Raw genomic sequence first — 23,465 nt, 5'->3', positions numbered from 1 at the left:
TTTTTATGGGTAATCGTAATCGAGTCTTAGCTTTTCATTATAAAAGTTCCAGGATCTTTATCGCTCTCTTCTTCATTTGGTTCTTCTTCTTCCCAGTCATTTTCGTCGTATTCTGAATCGAAATCTTCTTCAAGATCTTCTTCCAAATCTCCAAGCACTAAATTATAATGGCCGCTGGCTGTCAAGTTATTTGCAAAACCTCCTTCAAGATAATCATCATAATTTAACAACAATTGTTCTTCATAAGATGTCATATCGCCTGCAAAGTCATCAGACGCATAAAAGTAATTCTCGGATTTCATATATATCAGTTTAAATTAATAGCTTACTTATTCGCTAATTTTCCAATTAACTATTATTAAAAGTAAGATTTTTAAATGCTGAAGGTTTTATATAATTTGCGCAAACCATTGTCAAATTCTCATATACGATATGAAAAATATTCAAGATGATGAAATGTAAAACAACTAAGACATAATATCATCTAACGAACTGTTTCCATTACCATTTGATTTTCTTACAACAGTAATCTGTCCGTTAAGTTCCATTACAATTGCTTTTACTTCTTCGATCTGGTCAATTCCTGAATTTCTAATTGTAGAAAATATTTCCGCTTTTGTTATGGCTTCTTTCGCCATAGTTTTTTCTATAAATTTTCCATCATAAAATATTAAGCTGGGTACGGCATTTATAAGTCTTTCCATTTTTTTTGAGGAACGAGCCGTTCGTGCAAAAATATATTGTAAGATGATAATCAAAAATAAGACAAGAGCTCCTTCAACCAGCGGAACCATTGCCAGCATCATATACGATAGAGTAGAACCCAGAGCAACAGTAACGACAAAATCAAAGGCATTGAGTTTTGCTAAGGTTCGTTTTCCTGAAATTCTCAGGAAGAAAAATAAAGTAATGAATGCAATTATAGTGGCAATTATAACATGTCCTATACTGATCCAATCTTTAAAAAAAACTTGTTCCATATTCTTAGTAATTAATGGTTATAGATAATTGTTGCTTTCCAAATAAACGAAACCTCCGTAATTGTAATTACAGAGGTTTTAAATCAATCTGTTTTCTATTGCTGTACATTTTGAAAAGATTAGTGCGTCATTTTTATTTACGGATTTCCTTCACCACCGCTTGCACCATAAATCTGTCCAGTTGCATAACTAGCATCATTAGCAGCAAGCTGTACATAAATGGAAGCAAGTTCAACTGGCTGCCCAGGTCTTCCCATAGGAGTTTGTGATCCAAATTCTTTAAGTTTTTCCATTGTTGCGCCGCCACTAACTTGAAGCGGTGTCCATATTGGTCCGGGTGCAACTCCATTAACTCTTATGCCTTTTGGGCCAAGTTGTTTAGCCAGCGATTTGATATAGTTGGTAGTAGCTGCTTTTGTCTGAGCATAATCGTATAAATCTTCACTAGGCGCATAAGCCTGAACTGAACTTGTTCCTATTATCGAAGCACCTGCTTGTAAATGAGGCAGAGCAGCTTTAATAATCCAAAAAGGAGCATAAATGTTAGTTTTCATTGTCCAGTCAAATTCTTCTGTAGAAATATCTAGAATTGAAGCATTTGTCTGCTGACGAGCAGCATTGTTTACTACAATGTCAAGTCCGCCGAGTTCTTTTACAGCCTTTTCTACGAGTGATTTGCAAAATGCTTCATCGCGTAAATCTCCAGGTATTGCAACGGCTTTTCTTCCTTCAGCCTTAATCAGCTGGATTACTTCTCTGGCGTCTTCTTCTTCAGTTGGAAAATAATTTATAGCTACATCAGCACCTTCTCTTGCATACGCTATTGCAGCAGCTCTTCCCATTCCAGAATCACCTCCAGTTATTAGTGCTTTACGGCCTTTTAAACGGCCAGTTCCTTTATAACTTTTCTCGCCGTGATCGGGCCTCGGATCCATTTTACTGACAAGTCCCGGCCATGGTTGCGATTGTTCCTTAAATGGCGGTCTCGGATATTTTGTAGTAGGATCTTCTGGTCCGTTTACTATGTGTACGCCAGCGTCATTGAGACTGCTGGCAAGTACAGGGTTAATTGCTGCCGTGGCAAGTACCGCCCCCATACCTGTTAGGGCTGAACGGCGCGACATTATGTTTTTAACATCCATAATATTTAGATTTAAAAATTTACTTTTTATTTAAAATTCCAATTAAAATTAGAAAATGTAGAAAGGATAATCTTATAGAATTTTAAGATTATATTGTAGATATATAATACGTTAGTGACTGGTTTACTACTAGTTATGATGATTTGATTAATGAAAATTAAATCAATAAATGCTGTAAATGTTGCCAGATATTATGTAACGGTCTAAAATAAACGATGAGTAATTTTAATTAAGTTCAGCAGAGACAAATTTTTACTTATGTATGCTAATTAGAACTTTAATTAAAAAAAACGATTATATGAAAGCGATTATACTCTTAGGTACACTTAAAAAGAAAGGAAGATCAAATACCGAAACTCTTGTCGAATTTCTCGGCACTTATCTTGAGAAGCAAAATATAGAGTATGAAGTAATTAAACTTGCCGATCATCATATTGTTCCGGGTACTTACACTCACATGGATGTAAAAGATGACTGGCCGTCAATATATCAAAAAATAACTGAAGCACAGATTTTGCTTTTTGCAACTCCACTGTGGTGGAATAGTCATTCTTCGGAATTACAAAGATGCATAGAACGTTTAGATGAGGTGTATGATAAAATACTTGCTGGAGAAGATTCACCACTCGATGGTAAAATTGGAGGAGTTGTTATAACTGGAGATTCTGACGGAGTAGAACATGTAACGGGAAATATTGCCAATTTTTTCTGCAGCATTGGTGTAACACTTTCACCGTATTCATCTCTTGGTGTAATATGGGAAGGACATGCAAAAGGTACAAAGAAGACCAAAACACAGCTTCTTAATTATTATCACCGTAATTATGCAAAAGACGCGAAGTCAATGGCAGAATCTTTAGCAAAAGCTGTAAAATAAATAGAGCAATTACAAAGAGATATTTCCTGGTAATACAGATTTTTTGATCTCACTGCTAAACTTTTCATTAGTACGAAAGGATACCGGTTTTACTGCTGATTTTTTATCATAAGTTCTGGAACTAGTACTATTATTTTTATGATTTAAATTTGTCATAACCTTTAGATTTATAATTTATAAGACAATCCAATTTCTACGAATTTTTGTTGAGGTGAATGCATAATGTTAGAGCCAGCCATAATATCCAGCTGCATGTTTTTCTGAAGGACATATAATACCGCAATATCGGCAGTATTTTGAGCATGATGGTGAGATTCTGCATAACCATAAGCTTCTGCTACTAGTTTTATCTTTTTAGTCAGCGCGTGATCTGCAGATAAGGTATATATGTATTCTGGATGAGCAGTTTCGGCAAGCCATTTTACTCCCATATTGTAACCAAGATGTGAAGATTTAGATAGTTCATGCTGCGCCAGCATACGGATTTCAGGACTATATTTGGGTTCCTGAAAAGCATTATCAGCCAGCCACGGAATACTTACTCGTGCTAGTAAAGCAAGATCAGGAATTAATCCTTTATGATTAGCGATATGATATTTTGCGCCCACAACTAAAGGCTCTATTCCAGATTGCTGTTCTTGCTCTTGATGGTCTATTTTAAAAGCACTTTCAATTCTGATTTCAGCATTTTTAAAAACTCCGTATCGAAAAACAGCATTTGGAACTTCAAATGTTTTGTCATCATCTTCTTTTTCAAAAGAAAATCCGCTTTCAATTTGAATATGACGCGTTGTAATGACTGCCGGACTTTCGGTTTCATTAGGCCTGTCTGTTTGTATTTGCTGTGCTTCAGCAATGCAGGTAAAACAAAATAGACCGGCAGTCAATAATTTTTTAATTTTTTTCATGCTCTATGCTATGATTCAAGATATGCTTTAAGACCGCTGATATCATCATGCACCAGTTTCTCAAATATTGGATTTAAAAGTTTTGCAGCTCCTTGTCCCGCAATACCTAGCGGGGCGCGGTAAGAAATCGTAATTTCAATTTGAGTAGCGTCTCCCACGGCTTTAAAAAGTACTTTTCCAAAGTTTTTTACAGGCGCGCCCTCAATTGACTGCCAGCTTAGAAGTTTTTGCTTTTGGTCTTTAATGATTTCGGCTTTCCAAGTCAGCGAACCAATACCAGCAGGTCCTTTTGCTGTCCACTCAGACTGGGTGCTGTTAATCGTTTTAACAGATTCTAGGTGCTTCATAAATTTTGGCAGATTTTCTAAATTACGCCAAAAAGCATAAACTTCGCTGATCGGTTTATTGATCGTTACCTCTGTTCTGATATTTACATTAGAGCCTTTGTCATTTTTTATATGATCAATAGCGCTGTAAATTGGGCAGTACCCGCTAATTCCACGAGCCAGCATAGCGCCGCCCGAAGTAATTTGCGCAATACTTTTCTTTTCCTGCGAAAGACCTTTATATAAAAGATATGATCCGCTTGTAATCATAAGAATACGCTCAATTGTTGATACATTGGCATTTGCTTTTGATGAGCTTCCTTTTTTATGTGTTAATGCGTTAGTTTCCATATTTTAAATTTTTAAATTTTCAGTGTAATAAAAGTAAGCTTCGGATGCTCGTTTTTTCTTATAGCATTCCCGAATTTTCTTATACAATTTGTTTGAGTATGAATTAGTATAGCTTATAAAAAAAAGCCCTTTATGTAAAAAGGGCTTTTAAGTTTTTATGAAAATGGTGAGGTTTTGCATATTTTAACTCTAATAAAGTTTAAATTGTTAGTCTACTTTAAAACTATCATCGGCAAAAGTTTCAGGCTCAGGCTCACGATCATTTTCGTCATAATCTTCTACAAGATCATCGTCCAAATCATCAGGATCAAGATCATCGTCTTCATCGTCTAAATCATCTTCTTCCAAATCATCTTCCTCTAATTCGCTGTCATCGAAATCTTCGTCAAGATCATCTTGATCATCTCTTTCTAGTGCATTCGAGAATTCATTATCCAAATAATCATTGTCAGATTGATTATCCTCTAAAAACTGCTCTTGCTGTGAGTCTTCATCACCAATTCGTTCTTGTTGGTATGGATCTGTGGTATTTTCATTATTCCAAGTGAAATTACGGCTGTTCTGATCATAATTTCTGTTGTCATCTGTGATCATAATATTGTTTTTTTAAGTTTAAAATCTATTAACTGTTTGTTGCGGCACTTCCTGTACTTCCTGCTCCGCCAGAATTGTTATTTCCGCCTTCTTCTTCGTAACGATTTGGATCTGTGCCATCTTCATCACGCCCGTCTTCCCAATCACCAGTATTTACATGTTCTTCTGGATTTTTATCATTACCTTGACTATTTAACATTGCATGGTAAGGACATTTTTGAAGATCTTCGCTGTTGGTATTTTTTGTAGTTTCCATAACTGTCTAATTTTTAAATTTTTAATATTCTAAAATTAGATCATAACTATAAATTTTATTTACAAGAAAAATTTGATTTGTTATCAAATTAACATGCAGGGCCTCAAAACTTGAAAAAATAAATTTTAAAATTCTGTAATATTTAATGATATAAATGAAAGATAAAAATTAACCGTTATCCTTATATTTGATTGTAATAAAACTTAAAACTGCACTTACAGAGTGTAATTCAAATTCGGATTTCCTTTACGATATGATAAATAAAACAGAGCAAAAAGAGAAGAATGCTGTGCATCTTCTGCCATGGGTTACAGCTGTGGCAATGTTTATTCAGTCCCTTGACGGTACAATTTTAAATACATCACTTCCTTCTATTGCACGCGATATGGCATATTCTCCCGCACAAATGCATTCTGTGATAGTAACTTACACACTTACACTGGCGATGTTTATTCCTTTATCAGGATGGCTTGCCGACAAATTTGGCACACGAACTATGTTTATGATTGCTGTGGGTTTATTTATTACAGGTTCACTGCTTTGTGCATTATCAGTTGATTTAACGACTTTCAATCTTTCAAGAGTTGTTCAGGCTATTGGTGCATCAATGATGGTTCCTGTAGCCCGACTTGCCATTTTATATCAATATCCAAAGAAAGAACTTTTAAAAACGATGAACTTTATCACCATATTTGGACTGCTCGGTATGGTAGTGGGGCCGAGTCTGGGCGGTTTTCTGTCTGATAATTTTTCATGGCATTGGATATTTTTGGTAAATGTGCCAATCGGACTCATTGGAATCTCAATGGCTTATCGAATTATGCCGAATTTCAAGCATGCCGTGGGCAGGTTTGATTTTAGAGGATTAATTTACTTTAGTCTTGCATTGATATTAGTCACTATGGTTTTAGAACTCCTAGGAAGAGGACGCATACACATTATGCTTATTATGGGCTTGTTATTTCTTGCAGGATTGCTTTCTGTATTTTATTTTATTCATTACAAAAGAACAGAAAAACCAATTATTGATCTGCGTCTTCTAAATATAAGAACGCTAAAAATAGGTTTAACAGGGAGTTTGATAACACGATTAGGAATAGGAGGACTGCCTCTTTTACTGCCATTAATGTTGCAGACAAGTTTTGGGTATTCAGCCTCTGTATCTGGTCTTTTGCTTTTACCATCAGCTTTGGCTAATGTCGCAATCAAACCTTTTATGGTTCGCATTATAAAATTTATGGGATATAGAACTGTATTAATCAGTAATACAATTATGCTCGGAATTATATTAATCGTGCTGGGCTTTGTAGAAAAAGATACTCCCATTGGATATTATATTATTCTAATGGTTTTTTATGGCGTTTTTACCTCCATACAAATGTCTGCAATGAATACCATAACCCTTGCCGATTTGGATCAGGATTCTGCCAGCGGTGGTAATACCATGCTGGTTATTATGCAGCAATTATCAGTTAGTTTTGGGGTATCGGTGGCAAGTCTTGTGTTGTCCTTGTTTCAATCTGGTATGTTCGAAATGGATTCAACTCATGCTTTTCAATATACCTTTATAACCTTGGCTATTTTTACGATATTATCTAGTATAACATTCTCTAGATTGAGCAAAACAGACGGAGAAGCTTATAATTGATTTATTGATTTTAATATTAAACTTAAATTTGCCATTAGGAGATTATGTTACAAATTAAATTGATTGAGTTACAATCAATTTAAAGTATGTCCGAACTTTATATGACTTAAACGATATTATATGAATACTTTAAAGTTATTAATTATTGTAACTGGGACCAATAAGTACGAAGGAAGCAATCTGCCGACTGGATTATGGCTCAGTGAACTTACCCATATTTATGATCAAGCAAAAGAACAAGGTCTGGACATTACCATTGCAAGTCCAAAAGGAGGAGATACTCCAATAGATCCCGAAAGTCTGAAACCCTTAGTTTTAGATGAAATTTCAAAAGAATATTGGTCAGATACACTTTTCAGGGAAAAATTAAAACATACCAAAAGCTTAAGCGAAATAGCCAATCAACAGTTTGATTGTGTTTATTTAGCCGGCGGTCACGGAACAATGTATGATTTCCCTAACGACATCACTTTGCAGAACATCATTCTGAACCATTATGAAAGCAATAAAAAAGTGGCAGGGATTTGTCATGGCGTGAGCGGATTTTTGAATGTTAAACTTTCTAATGGAGATTATTTGATAAAAGGCAAAAAGATAACTGGATTTAACTGGTTTGAAGAAAGTCTTGCGGGACGAAAAAAGAAAGTTCCTTTTAATCTCGAAGCCGCTTTAAAAGAAAGAGGTTCCAATTATACAAAAGCCTTTATTCCTATGACTTCTAAAGTAGTTGTTGATGGCAATTTAATTACAGGTCAAAATCCTTTTAGTTCCAAAAAAATGGCAAAAGTGGTTATGCAGGAATTGAATGGAAGCAATACAAGCAAAAGCAATTAACGATTAAATTAATAAGGAAAAATTATGCAGACCATATTAGGAGCCAGCGGACAAATAGGAGAAGAGCTGGCAAGAGAATTAAAAAGAAATTTTACTTCAGATATTCGAATTGTTAGCCGAGATGCGAAAAAAGTAAATGACACAGATACAGTGTTTTCTGCAGATTTAACTATCAAAGAAAAGGCAGTTGAAGCTTTAAAAGATACTGAGATAGCTTATTTTACTTTGGGGCTTCCAATGAATTCTGATTTATGGGAAAAGCAATTTTCGCTTATTGTAAGAAACGTAATCGATGCTTGTAAAATCAACCAAACAAAATTGGTCTTTTTTGATAATACTTACATGTATCCACAAGATGATCGTCTGCTAACTGAGGAGACTGTTTTTGATCCCGTTGGAAGAAAAGGAAAAGTAAGAAAAGAAATGGCCGAAATGGTTTTAAATGAAATAAAATCAGGCGAATTGAACGCAGTTATTTGCCGCGCACCTGAATTTTACGGACCTGCAAAAACACAGAGCATAACCAATACTTTAATTTTTGATAATATTAAACAAGATAAAAAATTGAAAGTCCTTTTAAGGGACAATACATTAAGAAGTTTAATTTGGACACCAGATGCAAGCCGTGCAGCAGCTTTAATTGGCAATACTCCAGATGCTTATGGACAGACCTGGCATTTACCGATTGATGACAATAAGTTAAACTATAAGCAATTTATTGCACTGGCTTCAAAAATCTACGGAAAGGAATTAAAATATTCAGTTATACCAGAATTTGTTTTTAAGATTGGGGCGATATTCAATAAAAGACTGAAAGAACTACAGGAATTGCTTCTAAGGTATAAATATGACAATTTATTTGATGATTCTAAATTTAAAAAGCGTTTCCCAGATTTTCAAGTTACGACTTATGAACAAGGCATTCAACAAATAAAAAATGAACAGCAGTAATAACTTCATTGCATCATTTTTAGAATTGAAACGCTAAATTCTTTGATTGGTTTATTTGGCTTTAATAATGGTGACTCCAATAATGATGCGTATATTTGAAATTATAATTAATAGTAAAGCTATCTATGAAAAAAATAGGATTTTTATCGTTTGGTCATTGGGCCAATCATCCTTCCTATCAAGCTCGTACGGCAAGCGATACATTACTTCAGTCTATTGATCTGGCCGTTGCTGCAGAAGAAATCGGTTTAGATGGCGCTTATTTTCGGGTACATCATTTTGCACGACAATTAGCATCACCTTTTCCATTACTTGCAGCCATTGGAGCTAAAACTAGCAAGATAGAGATTGGGACAGGAGTGATAGACATGCGCTATGAGAATCCACTATATATGGTGGAAGATGCCGGTGCTGCAGACTTGATTTCAGAAGGACGTTTACAATTAGGAATAAGCAGAGGATCACCAGAACAAGTTATTGACGGATGGCGCGCTTTTGGTTATGAACCTTTAGCAGGTGAAACAGATGCCGATATGGGACGCCAAAAAGCTTTGGAATTTTTAGAAAGACTTAACGGAGAAGGATTTGCAGATCCAAATCCAACTCCAATGTTTCCAAATCCGCCAGGATTATTACGTCTAGAACCGCATTCTGAAGGATTACGAGAGCGTATCTGGTGGGGAGCGGCCTCTAATGCAACTGCTGTTTGGGCGGCTGAAAATGGAATGCACCTGCAAAGTTCTACTCTGAAGTATGATGAGAATGGAAAACCTTTTCACATTCAGCAGGCAGAACAGATCAGGTTGTATAAGGAAGCTTGGAAAAAAGCTGGACATCAACGCGAGCCAAGAGTTTCCGTAAGCCGTTCTATTTTTGCCTTGGTCAACGATCAGGACAAATATTACTTTGGAGATCAAGGTAAAGCGGCCGACAGTTTTGGTTATATCGAAAGTGATAAGCGAGCAATCTTCGGAAAGAGTTATGCTGCAGAACCAGATAAACTTATTGCCGAATTAGCTCAAGATGAAGCTATTCAAGAAGCCGACACCTTGTTACTCACAATACCCAACACATTAGGTGTTGATTACAACGTACATATATTGTCTTCTATACTTGAACATATTGCACCAGCGCTCGGCTGGCGTTAAATCTTTTCAAAATAATTTGAAGTCCTCTAATTTATTATTAGAGGGCTTTTTTTTTGAACTTATTTTTATTGTGACAAGTGCTATGCATGACTCGCGATGTATTATTTTTAGTTAGATTTTTACCAACGTAAATTGGAAAAATTTGTGCATAACCTGCTATTTATATAAATTTACAGTCTATGTACGAAATATTCCAAAAATATCTGGACGATAAAACCACACTGACCCAATCAGAATCAGATTATATACAATCCTTTGCCATTATTAAAAAACTTCGTAAAAGACAATATCTGCTTCAAGAAGGAGATATCTGGAAATATGATGCTTTTATAACACAAGGCTGCCTTCGTACTTATTCGGTTGATGAAAAAGGAAGTGAACACATTAATAGTTTCAGCATTGAGAACTGGTGGACAGGCGATAGAGAAAGTTTAATGTTCCAGCAACCGTCCCGTTTCAATATAGATGCCATTGAAGACAGTGAACTCGTATTGTTTACCCATGAAAATTTTGAAATGCTTTGCAGGGAAATTCCAGCCTTTAATAATATGGTAAATGCCATTTTACAAAAAAGCTTTATAGCGGCACAAAACAGAATTCAGGCATCACTTAGTTTTACGGCAGAAGAAAAGTATCTAAATTTTATAACGAAATACCCGGGATTTGCATCACGAATTCCTCAAACCATGATTGCTTCTTATCTGGGCATGACACCAGAAACCTTAAGCCGAATACGAAAACAAACGGCAAAAAAATAATATTATAGAATCAGGAGCTTTTAAGCTCCTTTTTTTATGCCAATTACCTAACTCTTGATCTAGATCAAGTTTTTACTTATTTCTAATCAATGTGGAGATTTTGCATTCTACGCAACTTTGTAATGTTCAAAAGAAACAAACATTATAAACATTTAAAAATAGAAATCATGTCAAAAACAATTTTCATTACAGGTACAAGTTCAGGATTTGGTAAACTTACAGCTATCACTTTAGCAAACGCAGGTCATTCCGTAATTGCAGGAATGCGCAACACAAAAGACAAAAATGCAGCTGCTGCAAAAGAACTTTCAGCACTTTCAAACATTGAAGTAGTAGATATCGATATTACAGATGATGCTTCTGTAAACAGCGCTTTTGAAAAAGTACTTATCAAATACGGAAAAATCGATGTTCTTATTAATAATGCTGCAGTAAGCGGTTTTGGTTTGCTGGAAGGATATTCAATCGATCAAATGCGTAAAATGTTTGACGTAAACGTTTACAGTGTACTTCGTACTTATCAGGCCGTTCTTCCTTCAATGAGAAAAGAAAAAAACGGACTTATAATTAATATCACAACTGGAGCAAGCGGACATACACTTCCTTTTATGATTCCGTACATCGCTTCAAAATTAGTTGTCGAAAGTTTTACAGAAGGACTGCAAGATGAACTTGCCGATTACGGAATTGAAAACGTAAGTATTCAGCCAGGAGTTTATCCAACCGAAATGAATAACGGCTCAAAAGCAGGAATACATGCCGACAAACAAGAAATCATAGAACAATATGGAGACGCTGCAACAGAGAAATTCAATGCTTTGGGCGGTGCATTATTTGGTAAAATGGCTCAGTTTGATATGAATCCGCAAACTATTGCCGACGGAATTCTGGAATTGGTTAACATGAAAAAAGGGGAGCATCCGCTTCGTTTTCCACTAGATGCTATCGCTCAGGGAACCGACAAAGAATTTATAGAAGCACGTGCTGCCATAAAAGCAAAATGGTTAGCTGCATACAGCAATTAATTTTTCGAATAATCACATTTTAATAATAATTCAAATACTTTATACAATCATGAAAACAACTCATAAAATACATACTCCCGCCATTGCATTACTAAATTTAGTTTTTTTCTTCTCAACTTCAGAAAAAGCAGCAGCGCAAAACAACTCAGGAATTCTAGGAATAGATCACGTTGGAATTAACGTTCCCGACTTAAAAGTAGCAGTAACCTTTTTTCAAGATGTACTTGGGTTCACTCCAGTTACACAACTCGGACCAATTCCGCTTGATGCGGGATGGAAAGAAGCCAACCATATTAATCCGGCTACTGGAGCCGTAACCATAAAAATGATAAACGCCGGAACGGGAGCCAGTATCGAAGTGTTTTATTATGCCGATAATAAAGGAAGCAAAACACATCCTAATTCTGATGATATTGGAGCTTCACATATTGCTTTTTATACTTCAGATATCAATGTAGCAGTAAAATATTTAAAAAGCAAAGGTGTTAAAGTATTGGGCGAACCATTCCTGACACCATCAGGAGACACGGCTGGTGAAACATGGGTTTATTTTGAAACTCCGTGGGGTTCTAAAATGGAACTTGTTTCGTATCCAAACGGGAAGGGATATGAAAAATCAAATCCTAAAACAGTATTATGGTCACCAAAAACAGCAGTGAAAAAGCCTGCATCAGATGATTTTGATCTTGAAAAAAAGAAAGCTATAATTGAAGGACATTTTGAAATCTGGAATGAAAGAAACGAATCTAAACGAGCTGCATTATTGAATAAAGTGTATGCAGCAGATATAGAAATGATAGACCGCCACTTTATATCAGAAGGAACAGGTGAGATCAATAAATTTGTAACAGAGCTGCAGCAAAAAAATAAAGATTTCACATTCACCGTTAAGTCATTTGAAACACATCATAATATAGTGCGTGTTTATTGGCAATTTGGTACAAAAAGCAAACCCGCAGCAGGAACTGGAATGGATTTGTTTGTTATTGAAAACGGAAAAGTGCAAAAGCTGTACGTTTTTGTGGATCAAAAAGAATAATTTTTAAAAGATCAATTTTAATAAGCCGGAATTTTTTCCGGCTTATTAATTGCTATTAGGAAAATATCATCTTTAAATGATCATATAGTTTTTAAAACACCTCCATCTGCTCGTAGCGATGCCCCGTTTGTTGCAATTGAAAGCGGACTTGAAAGATAAACTGCCAGCGAAGCAATTTCAGAAGGATCAATAAAACGCTGCAATAAAGAATGCGGATTGGTCTGTTGTACGATGGCATTTTTCATTTGTTCAATCTCGATATTCTGTAAAGAAGCGATATGTTCAATTGTTGAAGCAACTCCATCAGAATAAGTTGGGCCGCCTAAAATTGTGTTTACAGTTACTTCCGTACCTGCAGTTAGTTTAGATAAACCATTACTTACTGCGGTCATTGCTGCTTTTGTCATTCCGTAATGAATCATATTTCCAGGAATATTCACGCCAGATTCGCTGCTGATGAAAATGATTCTTCCTGATTTTTTCTGAAGCATTTGCGGTAAAAGTTTTTTAGAAAGCCTGATACTGCTCATCACATTAATATCAAAAATTCGATACCAATCCTGATCTTCCAGATTTTCAAAATCTTTCAATTCGAAAATGCCAACGTTATTAATTAAAATATCAATATTGTTTAATTTATTTAATAAAGCAGTTACTTCCTCTTTTTTTTCAAAATCACAGACAATTCCTGAAACTATAGCATCTGGAAATTCATTTTTTAATTTTGTACTGCCAGATTTGTTTTTTCTTCATGCCTTCCATTAATAATAACTTCGGCTTTTTCATTTAATAATTGTTTGGCTATTGCAAAACCAATTCCTTGTGTCGAACCGCTTATAAAAGCTTTTTTCCCTTCTAATTTTAAATTCATTTTTATTTATTTTATTTTTGTAATGATCGATACATAAATAGCCGAAAAAATTAGCTGATAACAGCTAATTGCATTTCGATTTGATTTTTTAAGACATTTTTGTCCGGGTACATTCTTCTGAGTGTATTAAGTCCGCACCAAAATGTTATTAGATACCTGCCCAGAATTTCGGGATCTGTTTGTGTTTTTAAATTTCCTTTTAATTTTTCCTCTTGAATTGCCTGAGTAAACATTTGTTCGACCTCTTTTAAAATCTGTACCGCATTTGCTTCCAGATTTTTATCAATAAAAGTCATTTCTACAACCGTATTGGCAATAATACAGCCTTTAAGATGCTCATTTTCTTCCGCGGAAGCGATACTTCTAAAAAAGTCTTTAATTAATTCTAATGGAGATTCGCTTTTGTTTAATTCCGTTTTAAAAGCATCAAAAGCTAGTCGTCTTTCTTCAATGGCTTTTTGAAAAACCTCTTTTTTACCTCCCTTAAAAGTATTGTAAAAACTTCCAGCGCCGGCTCCAGTTGCTTTTTGCAGATCACTTAATGAGGTTGCACTATATCCTTTCTGCCAAAATATTTCTTGTGCTTTCTTGACAATATTTTCGTCTTCGTAAATGGTTGGTCTTCCTCTCATCGTTTTTAATTTTGTAATGATCGGTACAAAATTAAATAAAAATAAGTGTACTCCAAATTTTAAAGCAATTTTTCTCTTTTTAATTAAATGACTGTCTGAATTGCAGGGGAGTTATATTGGTTTTCTTTTTGAAGAGTTTACTAAAAGACTGCGGATACTCGAAACCTAATGAATAAGCAATCTCATTTACACTTAAATTTGATCCTGCCAGCAACTGTTTTGATTTTTCAATAATGTGATTCTGAATGTATTGTTGAGTATTTAAGCCCGTAATACTTCGGAGTAAGTCACTTAAATAATTAGATGAAATATTTAATTCCTGGGATAAATACTGAACTGTTGGAACTCCCTTTAAAACTCCATTCTCATTTTCAAAATAGTTCAGTAAAGTTTGATCTATTCTGCTCAATAAATCAGGATTTGAAGTTTTTCTGGTAATAAATTGGCGGCCGTAAAATCTATTAATATAATTGAGCAGTAAATCGAGATGTGAAACAATTAAATCCTGACTGTAATGATCAATATTGTTTTTCAATTCGTCCTGCATTTGTTTTAAAAGACCAGAAATAATTACATCTTCCTTGTCAGAAAGATGTAATGCTTCGGCAATTGAATAAGAAAAAAATCCATAATTGTGTATTGTTTTTCCTAAAGGGTAATTTCGGATTAGATCGGGTTTAAAAACTAGCATAAAACCTGTAACTGGATTATCATTAGTATGCGTTACCGAAAATACCTGATCGGGTTTTGTCAATGTGATCATTCCTTCATCAAAATCATAATCCCGCTGACCGTATTTAAATTTTCCGTTGATGCCCTTTTTCAAGGTAATGCAGTAAAAATCATTCGTAAAGTGTTTCCAGATATCGCTGTGTTTGTAACTCAGTAAAGCAAAATCAATTACACTAACCAGAGGATGATCTGGTTTAGGAAGCGCAAATAACTGATGCAGCTCTGAAATGCTTTTGATTTTATGTGGACCCGATTTTTTCATTGAAGCAAATTTACGAATTAATCGAAATTAGTTGAGTACGAAAGATGTTTCCATGTTTCCATTTCCTGCGCTTCATTTTTTCGATGAGCTACAATCGAATCATAACTATCATTTCCTAATGGAAGGTGTACAGGCGGATTTGGCAATTCAGTTACAGCAAGCAGAACTTTGGCAAGTTTCTTTGGATCTCCGGGCTGGTTTCCGTCAAAACTTTTCAGCATATTTACATGTTGTTCTACATTGTAAACGGCTATTTTATTTTTGGCTTCTGCCAAAGTGCTGTCGCTCATAAAACTGGTACGGAACATTCCTGGAGCGATTGCAGTGACTTTTATATGGAAAGGTTTTACTTCCTGAGCCAATGCTTCTGAAAGTCCGATTACGGCAAATTTTGCGGCGTTATAACTTCCAGTATTTGCATATCCGATATAGCCCATATTGGATGCGATATTTAAAATATGTCCTGATTCTTGCTGACGCAGAAAAGGCATTGCGTTGCGAATTACGTTTACGGTTCCCAATAGGTTGACATCTATGGTTTTGCGAAATTCTTCATCGGTGATTTCTTCAACACTTCCCACCAGATAATATCCAGCATTGTTTAACACAACATCAATCCTTCCGAAAGTATCAATTGTGCTTTGAATAGCATTTTTTACTTCTTTATCATTGGTAATATCAACCTGAAGCGGCAGGAAATTTTCAGTTTGATTTCCAATATTATCAATCAATTCTTGTAGATTTCTGGAAGTGGCTGCAACTTTGCCACCGTTTTTTAAAACAGCATTTACAGTTTCAAGTCCCATTCCTTTTGATGCGCCGGTAATAAACCATACTTTTTGAGTGCTCATGTTTTTTAGATTTTAATTATAAAGCAAAATTCAGGAAGTTATGGATTTAAAAAGTGTTCAGATTGAGGATTTATGTGTTCAAATTTAGTTGTCTTAACTTTAAGAAATAATCATTTCCGTAGAAAGAGTTTTAAATTATGTACTAAAAGTATTCTCAAACAAAAAACCTGCAAGTCAAAGATTTGCAGGTTTTTAAAATATATGGGATTTTAAATTAATTAATTGGAACCAAATGCGCTTCAATAGCGGCTCTATCAGATTCGTATTGTGCAGGAAGTTTTAGGTTTTTTCCTAATTCTTCTAAGCTTTCATCTACAGTAAAACCAGGGTTATCTGTAGCGATTTCAAACAAAACTCCGCCTGGTTCTCTGAAATAAAGAGAGTGGAAATAATTTCTGTCAATCTGCGGTGTAATAGACAATCCGTAGTCTTCGATTTTTTCACGGAAGTGCATTAAAACTTCGTCATTTGGAACACGAAAAGCTACGTGATGCACAGATCCGTTTGCTACATGACCGCGTTTTTCTTCTTCTAACTCTACCAAATCAACAATTGCAGCGTTTTCCACCGCATCTGTTGCATAACGGTAACGGTTTACATTCTGCTCAATCAATTTATAACCAAATATTTCGGTTAAAATTGCAGCGGTTGCTTTTATGCTGTTTAAAGTCAAAGTAATGTTGTGGAAACCTCTTGTAGCTACATCAGCTTTTACTTCATCAGTTTCCCAAGGTTTTCTGTTGTCTTCTGTTTTAGACTCTATTAATTCTAATTTTAAACCATCTGGATCTAAGAAAGTAAGATACTTTTCGCCAAATTTTTCAGCTGGTTTATTGTAAATTACATTGTATTTCTCAAAACGTTCCTGCCAGAAATCAAGGCTTCCTTTTGGAACAGAATAACCAATTTCAGTTGCCATTCCAGAACCTTTTCTTCCTTGCTGGATTCCTTCTCCCCAAGGGAAAAAAGTTAAGATTGTTCCCGCGCTTCCTACTTCGTCACCAAAGTAAAAATGGTATGTTCCTGGATCGTCAAAATTCACTGTTTTTTTAATGAATCTTAATCCTAATATGTTAGAATAAAAGTTGAAATTACGTTTGGCGTCACCTGCAATTGCAGTAATATGATGTAAGCCTAAAATTTTATTTTCCATGGTATCTTATGTATTAAATTGTTATTGATTTTCTTATACAAATTTACTTCAGTTATGCTTCTGAATCGATTAACCTAGATTAAGAAATACAAAGCCATAATTTTGTTGAGAAAAATTTTTAACCGCAAAGTTCGCAAAGCTTTTTATCTGATAGTGTAATACGTTATAATTAGAAAGTTCGCAAAGCTAAATCAGTTAAGGCTTTGCGAACTTTGCGGTTAAATTTTTATTTCGAGTATTTAAATTACAGTTTTATAAATATAGATTTCCGAAGTTTTGGTTCTATATTTTTTGTTTTATGACCTTTTCCTGTTGTGTCTTCAACCAATAAAATTGAACCAGTTTCAAACGTTCTTTTTTCTCCCAATGAAGTTTCTATTTCTACACCGCCTTCCAGTAAAACAATATATTGCCGATCTGGAGCATTATGAAAATCATAATCGTAAGACGGGCTGACTTCTCTAAAAACAATTGATTTTACGGGCTCATCATCAGATAAAAATCCGATATCGCCATTGTTTTTCAACGGAATTTCAAAGTCTTCAAAATGACTTTCGCCATTTGCGTCGCTGTAAACACGGGTTATTTGTATCATTGTTTTTTTGTAAAAATAAGTTCGTTAGCCAAGTCTATTTCGTCCTGACTTATGCTGTGCCCCATATTTGGGTAGATTTTTTTTGTTACCGATGCACCTAATTTTTGAAGGAGCGCTTCAGATTCATTTACTCTTTCCACAGGAACATGAAAATCTGGATCGCTTGTTCCGATGAAAATCGGAGTATTTTCGAAATTTCCTGCATAATGATTTTCATATACTTTATCGCCAATAAGTCCTCCTGTAAAAGCTACGACACCGCCATATTTAGCGGCATTTCTGGCTGTGAATTCCAAAGCAAGACAGGCACCTTGAGAAAATCCAAGGAAATAAATATTCTCTTTTTCGATTCCGTTTTGCTGAATTGCAACAACAACCTGATGAATAGCTTCTAACGATTTTGAAAAAGAAGGTTCGTTTTCTTCAAGCGGAACTAAAAATGAATACGGATACCAAGTTCTGTTTTCTGCCTCAGGTGCAACCAATGCAAAATCGCTGACTTTAAGGTGTTTCGCAATCGAAAGGATATCGTGAGCACCAGCACCGCGTCCGTGAATCAGAATCAAGGCTTTTTTAGCATCATTTAGAGGAACTCCGTCTGTTATAATTTCTAAATTCATGAGTTTATTTTTTAATTATTAAGTGGCTGTTATTTTTTCCAAATGTCCTGATATTCATCTGGACGTCTTTTAAATTGTGCGTGAACATAAGGACAAAGCGGTAAAACCATTAAATTATTGGCACGCACGTATGACACCATTTCTTCAAGTAGTTTTTTTGCGTAACCTTTTCCTTCTGCTTCTGGTTCAACTCCTGTATGATAAACGGTTAGCAAATCATCTTTTAGACTTACTGTCATTTCGCCCAGTTTTTTATCCTCTACATAAAGATTAAAAGCGCCGTGTTTTTTCTCGTCTAATTCTAGTTTTATTATTTCCATGTTTTTTGAGTTATCTATTTTTTTGATTCTTAATTCTATTTATAACAGAAATAAAAAGGATAAAATGCATTCTTAAAGATAATATATTATTAGAAATCAGCAATTTTAAATCCTTGTTACTTAGTGTTCTTGGTGATAGAAATAACAGATATTGTTAAATCTTTTACAAACTTACTACAGCTATAAAAGTTTGTCGATTAATCTAGATTAAGAAAGAAAAAATTGAGCACATTTAATGTCTTTTTTTTAAAAACAAGTTGACAAAAGCAACTATTTTATATATTTGCAAAACATAATAGTAGAAAAATGAAAAATATAAGTTCAGAAATTAGATCGTTTAATAGGTTTTATACAGCACATTTAGATATTTTAAATCAAAATTATCTTGATAGCAATTATTCATTAACAGAAGTCCGTATTATCTATGAAATAAATGAAAAACAAGATATTACAGCACAGGAAATCTGCGAAACGCTCAACTTAGACAAGGGATATTTGAGCAGACTATTAAAACGGCTCACAAAAGATGGAGTAATTGAGAAAGTTCCTTCCGTAATAGACAAACGTGCTTTTAATATTAAATTGACATCTTCAGGAAACAAACTTTTACAAAAATTAAATGCTATTGCAGATCAGCAGTCAGAATTAAAAGTGAAAAACTTGAGCACAGCAGAACAGGAAAAACTTGTGAATGCAATGGGGGATATTAAGAAAATGTTAGACAGCAAAAATAGCTCGAAAATATCTGCTAGTGATATCAGTTATCGTTATGATTTAAGACCGGGAGACATTGGTTATATAATTTATTTGCACAGTAAAATTTATGATCAGGAATCAAGTTTTTCAAATGAATTTGAATTTTATGTAGTGAAAACTTTTTATCATTTCCTAGAACAGTATTCTCCAGAAAAAGACCGTTTGTGGATGGCTGAATATAACAACCAGATTATTGGCTGTATAGCCATTGTTCATCAAAGTGAGCATGAGGCTCAATTAAGATGGTTTCTGTCCGATCCTTCTTTCAGGGGACTGGGGATAGGAAAAAAGCTTTTGAATGATGCCATAGCTTTCTGCCGCGAAAAAAGGTATAAAAATGTTTTTCTGCTTACTACCGATAAACAGGAACGTGCCTTAGATATGTATAAAACCGCAGGCTTTAAGCTGACTAATTCTCAAGAAGTAAATCAATGGGGAGCGACATTTCGTGATGAACGCTATGATATGGAAATACTAGAGTAACCTCAAATTTCTTAGTTATTGATAGGAACAGAGAGATTACTTTTTTGCAGAAAAGGGCAATCTCTCTAAAAGGTTATAGCGATAAAATACCGCAGCTGACTACTATTACATAATTTTGCAATGCATGAAGTAACCAGCTTTTTACTATTACACTATGAGCAATACATTTTCTGACAACAGCCAAATAGGAGTGGTGTCTACTTTCGCTGAGCTTGTACATACCGATTTCAAAGGAGAAATGAATGCGCTGTGCTGGTACAGAAATTTGGATGGCGATTTTAACGAAATTGTAGCCCAATTGCATTTAAAAGAAAATATAACAGAAGTTTATCCAGAAGATTTACAAGCGCTGCAACTATCAGAAAAGGGAAATAAAGCAAGAGAAATAATCTTAAATGATTTGCAATTATTAACTGATTTTGGCGCTTCGCCTTCTCTAAATTTACTGAAATGTTATGACCGTGACGATGAATTTGATTTCATATCTACAGATGTGTATTCGTTTCATGTTGATCGTTCGCCCATTGCAACAGACACTTTTTTATGTACCTATCACGGCGCTTCGAGTGATATAATTTCTAATTCGCAGGCAGAGCAAAAAATCCTAGTTCCAGAAATTCGAACAAAGCTAAAAGAGCTTTACGATGGACCAGAGGAAGAATTCGAAAACTTTTTAAAAGAAAATTATTTTGATTTGCATTATCAGCTGCATCCCAATGCAGAGCCTATTAATTTAGGATTAGGTCATCTTTGGCGATTGGCCGTAGATCATCCAAAACAACAAGTACAGCCTTGTATTCATAGAGCACCAGTAGAAAATGAAGGGGAATATCGGTTGTTGTTGATTTGTTAATGGGATTGGGATGATATAACCTAATTGCAAATAACTTTATTATTAACTAAAATTAGACCTTTTATACTTATTGTACTTTCATCAGAACTTGAACTTAAAAAGATATATCCCTCTTTATTCAAAAGTATTAAAGCATCTAGTACCCTCGCTTGTTTTTTCTTTTCATCAGCGATACTGTCTTGCAGTAATGTGTAAGTATTAAAAACAGGAGTTAAGAGACTTGTCAGTTCTTCTAAAGTACAGCTCATACCGTATCTGTCGGCAAGCATCTGCAGAATTTTTACAAGAAAAATTGGTAATGTTTCCATGACAACAGCTTTTACTTGTATATACGAAAAACTGTGTGGAAATGGATTTTATTAAGGCAAAAGTATTGGTTTGTAATTATAGGGTTCCCAATACTAAAATGAAAGTAAAATTCTCAGTTGTTGTTGATTGAATCCCGATCGCTCTAATGTGTAGCGATCACTCGAAATTTTTTCCATGCTCGTTCCTATAGTTAAAAACTGGATTTTTTTTAATATGTTGAGCTATACTTTGCGGGCGCGGATTACAAATCCGCGCGATCGAATTAACTTGTATTAATTTAAAATTAAATATACTGTCTATTAAATAATTAAAAAACAGTATGTTATTTCTATATTTATGAGATGTAAAACAACTAAATAATTTTGAAATGAAAAATATACTATGGACATTCATGTTATTAATTACATTAACAAGTTGTAAAAAAGAAGTGAAAGATTCTGCAGATACCATTTATTATGGAGGAGATATCATAACAATGGAAGGCAGCCAGCCGCAGTATGTGGAAGCCGTTGGGGTAAAAAACGGGAAAATTATTTTTGCAGGCTCAATAGCTGAAGCTGAAAATTTTCAAGGAGGTGAAACAGAAATGAAGGATATAAAAGGCAAAACAATGCTTCCTGGATTCATAGATGCGCATGGTCATGTTTGGAACGCCGGATTTCAAGCGGTCGCAGCTAATTTACTTCCGGCTCCTGACGGCACTGGTAATGATATTGCAAGTATTATTTCATTGCTTAATAAATGGAAAGCATCTAACAAAAATGCTATCGGAAAATATGGCTGGATAGTGGGGTTTGGATATGATGATGCACAATTGAAAGAAAAGCTTCCTCCAACGGCAGATGATTTAGATAAGGTATCTGCAACAATCCCCGTTATTATTATACACCAGTCTGGGCATTTAGCAGTAATGAATCATAAAGCATTAGAAATGTCTGGTTATAATGCGGCATCAAAAAATCCTGCAGGTGGCTTAATTAGAAGAAAAAATGGATCTAATGAACCTAATGGAGTGCTGGAAGAGATGGCTATGTTTACCCCGCTTTTTAAAATTATGGGAACACTGGACGAGGAAGCCAATGAAAAAATTGCTGAAGCAGGTTTAAAATCTTATATAAGATTTGGTTTTACAACGGCACAGGAGGGAAGAGCAACAAGTGATGCGTGTACTACATGGTTAAAACTTGCGGCAAAAAATAAATTAACTATCGATGTTGCCGCTTATCCTGACATACAGAGCCAAATGGCCTATATGAAAAAAAATGGCATTCAAAAAGAATATAAAAATCATTTTAGGATTGCAGGCGTGAAACTCTCATTGGATGGTTCGCCACAGGGTAAAACTGCATGGCTTACAAAACCATATATTATTCCGCCGCCAGGCCAGCCGAAAACTTATTCCGGCTATCCTGCATTTCCAAAAGAGAGCGATGCTGTCGCGCTTGTAGATTCAGCATATGCAAATAACTGGCAGATTTTAGCCCACTGTAACGGAGATGCAGCAATTGATGAGTATATAAAAGCGGTAAAGCATGCCACCAGACTATATGGAAAAAAAGACAGGCGTACAATTGCTATACATTCACAAACTGCCCGCTTAGACCAGTTAGATACAATGAAATCTCTTGGAATTATGCCTTCTTTTTTTGGAATGCATACCTATTATTGGGGAGATTGGCATAGAGATGAAACATTAGGAAAAGAAAGGGCTTATCGTATTTCACCTGCTGGAACAGCTCTTAAAAAAGGAATGATTTTTACACAGCATCATGACGCGCCTGTTGCTCTTCCTAACAGTATAATGATTTTGTATTCTGTGGTAAACAGAATAAGCAGAAGTGGTGATGTGATTGGGCCTGAGGAAAGAATCAGCGCTTATGACGCTTTAAGGTCCATAACGATTTGGGCGGCTTATCAATATTTTGAAGAAAATAATAAAGGATCTCTAAAGAAAGGAAAATTGGCAGACTTGGTTATCCTTGATAAAAATCCAATAAAGATAAATCCTTTAAACATTAAAGATATTCAAGTGGTTGAAACGATTAAAGAAGGAAAAACTGTGTTTAAAAATACTGCTCTCAAATAAAAAATAAACAGTAAAGCTAAAAGTATATATAAATTGAAGATTTCTAATGACTAACTAAAAAGGCCTAATTTTTATTAGGACTTTTTAGTGGTTAAATTCAATGAA

General features: G+C 34.8%; 26 protein-coding genes and 1 pseudogene. 11 read left to right on the top strand and 16 right to left on the bottom strand.

The features are described from left to right. Positions 1–26: 26 nt before the first annotated feature. The 3 genes from EDB96_RS14230 to EDB96_RS14220 all read right to left on the bottom strand — a co-directional run bounded on the left by EDB96_RS14230 (position 27) and on the right by EDB96_RS14220 (position 2,122). On the bottom strand, positions 27–302 hold the full coding sequence (locus tag EDB96_RS14230; RefSeq protein ID WP_057118215.1) for a hypothetical protein: 276 nt from the start codon (positions 300–302) through the stop codon (positions 27–29). 165 nt (positions 303–467) lie between these two features. Beyond that, positions 468–980, bottom strand: a complete 513-nt coding sequence (locus tag EDB96_RS14225) for a DUF421 domain-containing protein (RefSeq protein ID WP_134141501.1) — start codon at positions 978–980, stop codon at positions 468–470. Between the two features lie 137 nt (positions 981–1,117). Beyond that, a complete protein-coding gene (locus tag EDB96_RS14220; RefSeq protein WP_134141498.1) occupies positions 1,118–2,122 on the bottom strand; it encodes an SDR family oxidoreductase in 1,005 nt (334 codons plus the stop codon). A gap of 298 nt (positions 2,123–2,420) precedes the next feature. Between EDB96_RS14220 and EDB96_RS14215 the strand changes: the two genes are divergently transcribed. Continuing rightward, positions 2,421–2,999, top strand: coding sequence for a flavodoxin family protein (locus EDB96_RS14215; protein WP_134141496.1), 579 nt, complete (start codon positions 2,421–2,423; stop codon positions 2,997–2,999). Between the two features lie 167 nt (positions 3,000–3,166). Here EDB96_RS14215 and EDB96_RS14210 read toward each other — a convergent pair whose 3' ends face one another. From EDB96_RS14210 to EDB96_RS14200, 4 genes are all read right to left on the bottom strand, one after another. Then, positions 3,167–3,907: a transporter gene (locus EDB96_RS14210; RefSeq protein ID WP_134141494.1), complete on the bottom strand. Its 741-nt coding sequence runs from the start codon at positions 3,905–3,907 to the stop codon at positions 3,167–3,169. 8 nt (positions 3,908–3,915) lie between these two features. Then, positions 3,916–4,584, bottom strand: a complete 669-nt coding sequence (locus tag EDB96_RS14205; protein ID WP_134141491.1) for an SRPBCC family protein — start codon at positions 4,582–4,584, stop codon at positions 3,916–3,918. Positions 4,585–4,791: 207 nt separating this feature from the next. After that, positions 4,792–5,178: a hypothetical protein gene (locus tag EDB96_RS21075; RefSeq protein WP_166669305.1), complete on the bottom strand. Its 387-nt coding sequence runs from the start codon at positions 5,176–5,178 to the stop codon at positions 4,792–4,794. A 28-nt stretch (positions 5,179–5,206) separates the two neighbouring features. Next, positions 5,207–5,434, bottom strand: a complete 228-nt coding sequence (locus EDB96_RS14200) for a hypothetical protein (protein WP_134141489.1) — start codon at positions 5,432–5,434, stop codon at positions 5,207–5,209. Between the two features lie 289 nt (positions 5,435–5,723). On the opposite strand from EDB96_RS14200, the gene EDB96_RS14195 reads away from it, so the two are divergent. The 7 genes from EDB96_RS14195 (at position 5,724) to EDB96_RS14165 (ending at position 12,837) form a co-directional block, all read left to right on the top strand. Further along, entirely contained in the window at positions 5,724–7,082 is a 1,359-nt protein-coding gene (locus EDB96_RS14195; RefSeq protein WP_243839350.1) for an MFS transporter, read from the top strand. Positions 7,083–7,202: 120 nt separating this feature from the next. Continuing rightward, a complete protein-coding gene (locus tag EDB96_RS14190; RefSeq protein ID WP_134141486.1) occupies positions 7,203–7,916 on the top strand; it encodes a type 1 glutamine amidotransferase domain-containing protein in 714 nt (237 codons plus the stop codon). A gap of 24 nt (positions 7,917–7,940) precedes the next feature. Next, on the top strand, positions 7,941–8,867 hold the full coding sequence (locus EDB96_RS14185; RefSeq protein ID WP_134141484.1) for an NAD-dependent epimerase/dehydratase family protein: 927 nt from the start codon (positions 7,941–7,943) through the stop codon (positions 8,865–8,867). A gap of 125 nt (positions 8,868–8,992) precedes the next feature. Then, the gene (locus tag EDB96_RS14180; RefSeq protein ID WP_134141481.1) at positions 8,993–10,015 is read left to right on the top strand and encodes an LLM class flavin-dependent oxidoreductase; all 1,023 of its coding nucleotides are present in this window, start codon (positions 8,993–8,995) and stop codon (positions 10,013–10,015) included. Positions 10,016–10,194: 179 nt separating this feature from the next. Next, entirely contained in the window at positions 10,195–10,773 is a 579-nt protein-coding gene (locus tag EDB96_RS14175) for a Crp/Fnr family transcriptional regulator (RefSeq protein ID WP_057118204.1), read from the top strand. A gap of 167 nt (positions 10,774–10,940) precedes the next feature. Then, positions 10,941–11,798, top strand: coding sequence for an SDR family oxidoreductase (locus tag EDB96_RS14170; RefSeq protein WP_057119797.1), 858 nt, complete (start codon positions 10,941–10,943; stop codon positions 11,796–11,798). A 49-nt stretch (positions 11,799–11,847) separates the two neighbouring features. Further along, the gene (locus tag EDB96_RS14165; RefSeq protein ID WP_134141479.1) at positions 11,848–12,837 is read left to right on the top strand and encodes a VOC family protein; all 990 of its coding nucleotides are present in this window, start codon (positions 11,848–11,850) and stop codon (positions 12,835–12,837) included. A gap of 80 nt (positions 12,838–12,917) precedes the next feature. On the opposite strand, the pseudogene EDB96_RS14160 reads toward EDB96_RS14165, so the two are convergent. From EDB96_RS14160 to EDB96_RS14125, 8 genes and pseudogenes are all read right to left on the bottom strand, one after another. Next, positions 12,918–13,708: pseudogene (locus EDB96_RS14160) on the bottom strand (SDR family NAD(P)-dependent oxidoreductase). A gap of 50 nt (positions 13,709–13,758) precedes the next feature. Beyond that, complete coding sequence (locus EDB96_RS14155) at positions 13,759–14,340, bottom strand: TetR/AcrR family transcriptional regulator (RefSeq protein WP_134141478.1); 582 nt, start codon at positions 14,338–14,340, stop codon at positions 13,759–13,761. Between the two features lie 79 nt (positions 14,341–14,419). After that, positions 14,420–15,334: a helix-turn-helix domain-containing protein gene (locus tag EDB96_RS14150; protein ID WP_134141477.1), complete on the bottom strand. Its 915-nt coding sequence runs from the start codon at positions 15,332–15,334 to the stop codon at positions 14,420–14,422. A gap of 17 nt (positions 15,335–15,351) precedes the next feature. Next, positions 15,352–16,185 (bottom strand): SDR family NAD(P)-dependent oxidoreductase, encoded by an 834-nt coding sequence (locus EDB96_RS14145; RefSeq protein ID WP_134141476.1) that lies wholly within the window; start codon positions 16,183–16,185, stop codon positions 15,352–15,354. 214 nt (positions 16,186–16,399) lie between these two features. Further along, positions 16,400–17,338: a ring-cleaving dioxygenase gene (locus tag EDB96_RS14140; protein ID WP_057118198.1), complete on the bottom strand. Its 939-nt coding sequence runs from the start codon at positions 17,336–17,338 to the stop codon at positions 16,400–16,402. Positions 17,339–17,582: 244 nt separating this feature from the next. Continuing rightward, the gene (locus EDB96_RS14135; protein ID WP_134141475.1) at positions 17,583–17,933 is read right to left on the bottom strand and encodes a hypothetical protein; all 351 of its coding nucleotides are present in this window, start codon (positions 17,931–17,933) and stop codon (positions 17,583–17,585) included. After that, a complete protein-coding gene (locus tag EDB96_RS14130; protein WP_134141473.1) occupies positions 17,930–18,553 on the bottom strand; it encodes an alpha/beta hydrolase in 624 nt (207 codons plus the stop codon). Before EDB96_RS14130 ends, EDB96_RS14135 begins: the two co-directional genes overlap by 4 nt. Positions 18,554–18,582: 29 nt before the next feature. Continuing rightward, positions 18,583–18,873 carry a GNAT family N-acetyltransferase gene (locus tag EDB96_RS14125; RefSeq protein ID WP_134141472.1) on the bottom strand — a complete coding sequence of 97 codons (291 nt, stop codon included), beginning with the start codon at positions 18,871–18,873 and terminating at the stop codon, positions 18,583–18,585. 306 nt (positions 18,874–19,179) lie between these two features. On the opposite strand from EDB96_RS14125, the gene EDB96_RS14120 reads away from it, so the two are divergent. Further along, positions 19,180–20,112, top strand: coding sequence for a bifunctional helix-turn-helix transcriptional regulator/GNAT family N-acetyltransferase (locus EDB96_RS14120; protein WP_134141471.1), 933 nt, complete (start codon positions 19,180–19,182; stop codon positions 20,110–20,112). A 154-nt stretch (positions 20,113–20,266) separates the two neighbouring features. Next, positions 20,267–20,965: a DUF1826 domain-containing protein gene (locus EDB96_RS14115; RefSeq protein WP_134141469.1), complete on the top strand. Its 699-nt coding sequence runs from the start codon at positions 20,267–20,269 to the stop codon at positions 20,963–20,965. Between the two features lie 20 nt (positions 20,966–20,985). Here the strand turns inward: EDB96_RS14115 and EDB96_RS14110 are convergent, their stop codons facing one another. Next, entirely contained in the window at positions 20,986–21,273 is a 288-nt protein-coding gene (locus tag EDB96_RS14110) for a hypothetical protein (RefSeq protein WP_134141468.1), read from the bottom strand. A gap of 368 nt (positions 21,274–21,641) precedes the next feature. Here EDB96_RS14110 and EDB96_RS14105 point away from each other — a divergent pair, with 368 nt between their 5' ends. Next, a complete protein-coding gene (locus EDB96_RS14105; protein ID WP_134141466.1) occupies positions 21,642–23,360 on the top strand; it encodes an amidohydrolase in 1,719 nt (572 codons plus the stop codon). Positions 23,361–23,465 lie beyond the last annotated feature (105 nt).

It is taken from the genome of Flavobacterium sp. S87F.05.LMB.W.Kidney.N (assembly GCF_004366435.1).
GTDB lineage: Bacteria > Bacteroidota > Bacteroidia > Flavobacteriales > Flavobacteriaceae > Flavobacterium.
The sequence above is the reverse complement of the archived record's forward strand: the minus strand, read 5'-3'. Positions and strand labels throughout refer to the sequence as shown.

Coding starts and splice junctions, on each gene's coding strand:
- EDB96_RS14230 (WP_057118215.1), bottom strand. CDS start 302: ATGAAATCCGAGAATTACTTTTATGCGTCTGATGACTTTGCAGGCGAT.
- EDB96_RS14225 (WP_134141501.1), bottom strand. CDS start 980: ATGGAACAAGTTTTTTTTAAAGATTGGATCAGTATAGGACATGTTATA.
- EDB96_RS14220 (WP_134141498.1), bottom strand. CDS start 2,122: ATGGATGTTAAAAACATAATGTCGCGCCGTTCAGCCCTAACAGGTATG.
- EDB96_RS14215 (WP_134141496.1), top strand. CDS start 2,421: ATGAAAGCGATTATACTCTTAGGTACACTTAAAAAGAAAGGAAGATCA.
- EDB96_RS14210 (WP_134141494.1), bottom strand. CDS start 3,907: ATGAAAAAAATTAAAAAATTATTGACTGCCGGTCTATTTTGTTTTACC.
- EDB96_RS14205 (WP_134141491.1), bottom strand. CDS start 4,584: ATGGAAACTAACGCATTAACACATAAAAAAGGAAGCTCATCAAAAGCA.
- EDB96_RS21075 (WP_166669305.1), bottom strand. CDS start 5,178: ATGATCACAGATGACAACAGAAATTATGATCAGAACAGCCGTAATTTC.
- EDB96_RS14200 (WP_134141489.1), bottom strand. CDS start 5,434: ATGGAAACTACAAAAAATACCAACAGCGAAGATCTTCAAAAATGTCCT.
- EDB96_RS14190 (WP_134141486.1), top strand. CDS start 7,203: ATGAATACTTTAAAGTTATTAATTATTGTAACTGGGACCAATAAGTAC.
- EDB96_RS14185 (WP_134141484.1), top strand. CDS start 7,941: ATGCAGACCATATTAGGAGCCAGCGGACAAATAGGAGAAGAGCTGGCA.
- EDB96_RS14180 (WP_134141481.1), top strand. CDS start 8,993: ATGAAAAAAATAGGATTTTTATCGTTTGGTCATTGGGCCAATCATCCT.
- EDB96_RS14175 (WP_057118204.1), top strand. CDS start 10,195: ATGTACGAAATATTCCAAAAATATCTGGACGATAAAACCACACTGACC.
- EDB96_RS14170 (WP_057119797.1), top strand. CDS start 10,941: ATGTCAAAAACAATTTTCATTACAGGTACAAGTTCAGGATTTGGTAAA.
- EDB96_RS14165 (WP_134141479.1), top strand. CDS start 11,848: ATGAAAACAACTCATAAAATACATACTCCCGCCATTGCATTACTAAAT.
- EDB96_RS14155 (WP_134141478.1), bottom strand. CDS start 14,340: ATGAGAGGAAGACCAACCATTTACGAAGACGAAAATATTGTCAAGAAA.
- EDB96_RS14150 (WP_134141477.1), bottom strand. CDS start 15,334: ATGAAAAAATCGGGTCCACATAAAATCAAAAGCATTTCAGAGCTGCAT.
- EDB96_RS14145 (WP_134141476.1), bottom strand. CDS start 16,185: ATGAGCACTCAAAAAGTATGGTTTATTACCGGCGCATCAAAAGGAATG.
- EDB96_RS14140 (WP_057118198.1), bottom strand. CDS start 17,338: ATGGAAAATAAAATTTTAGGCTTACATCATATTACTGCAATTGCAGGT.
- EDB96_RS14135 (WP_134141475.1), bottom strand. CDS start 17,933: ATGATACAAATAACCCGTGTTTACAGCGACGCAAATGGCGAAAGTCAT.
- EDB96_RS14130 (WP_134141473.1), bottom strand. CDS start 18,553: ATGAATTTAGAAATTATAACAGACGGAGTTCCTCTAAATGATGCTAAA.
- EDB96_RS14125 (WP_134141472.1), bottom strand. CDS start 18,873: ATGGAAATAATAAAACTAGAATTAGACGAGAAAAAACACGGCGCTTTT.
- EDB96_RS14120 (WP_134141471.1), top strand. CDS start 19,180: ATGAAAAATATAAGTTCAGAAATTAGATCGTTTAATAGGTTTTATACA.
- EDB96_RS14115 (WP_134141469.1), top strand. CDS start 20,267: ATGAGCAATACATTTTCTGACAACAGCCAAATAGGAGTGGTGTCTACT.
- EDB96_RS14110 (WP_134141468.1), bottom strand. CDS start 21,273: ATGGAAACATTACCAATTTTTCTTGTAAAAATTCTGCAGATGCTTGCC.
- EDB96_RS14105 (WP_134141466.1), top strand. CDS start 21,642: ATGAAAAATATACTATGGACATTCATGTTATTAATTACATTAACAAGT.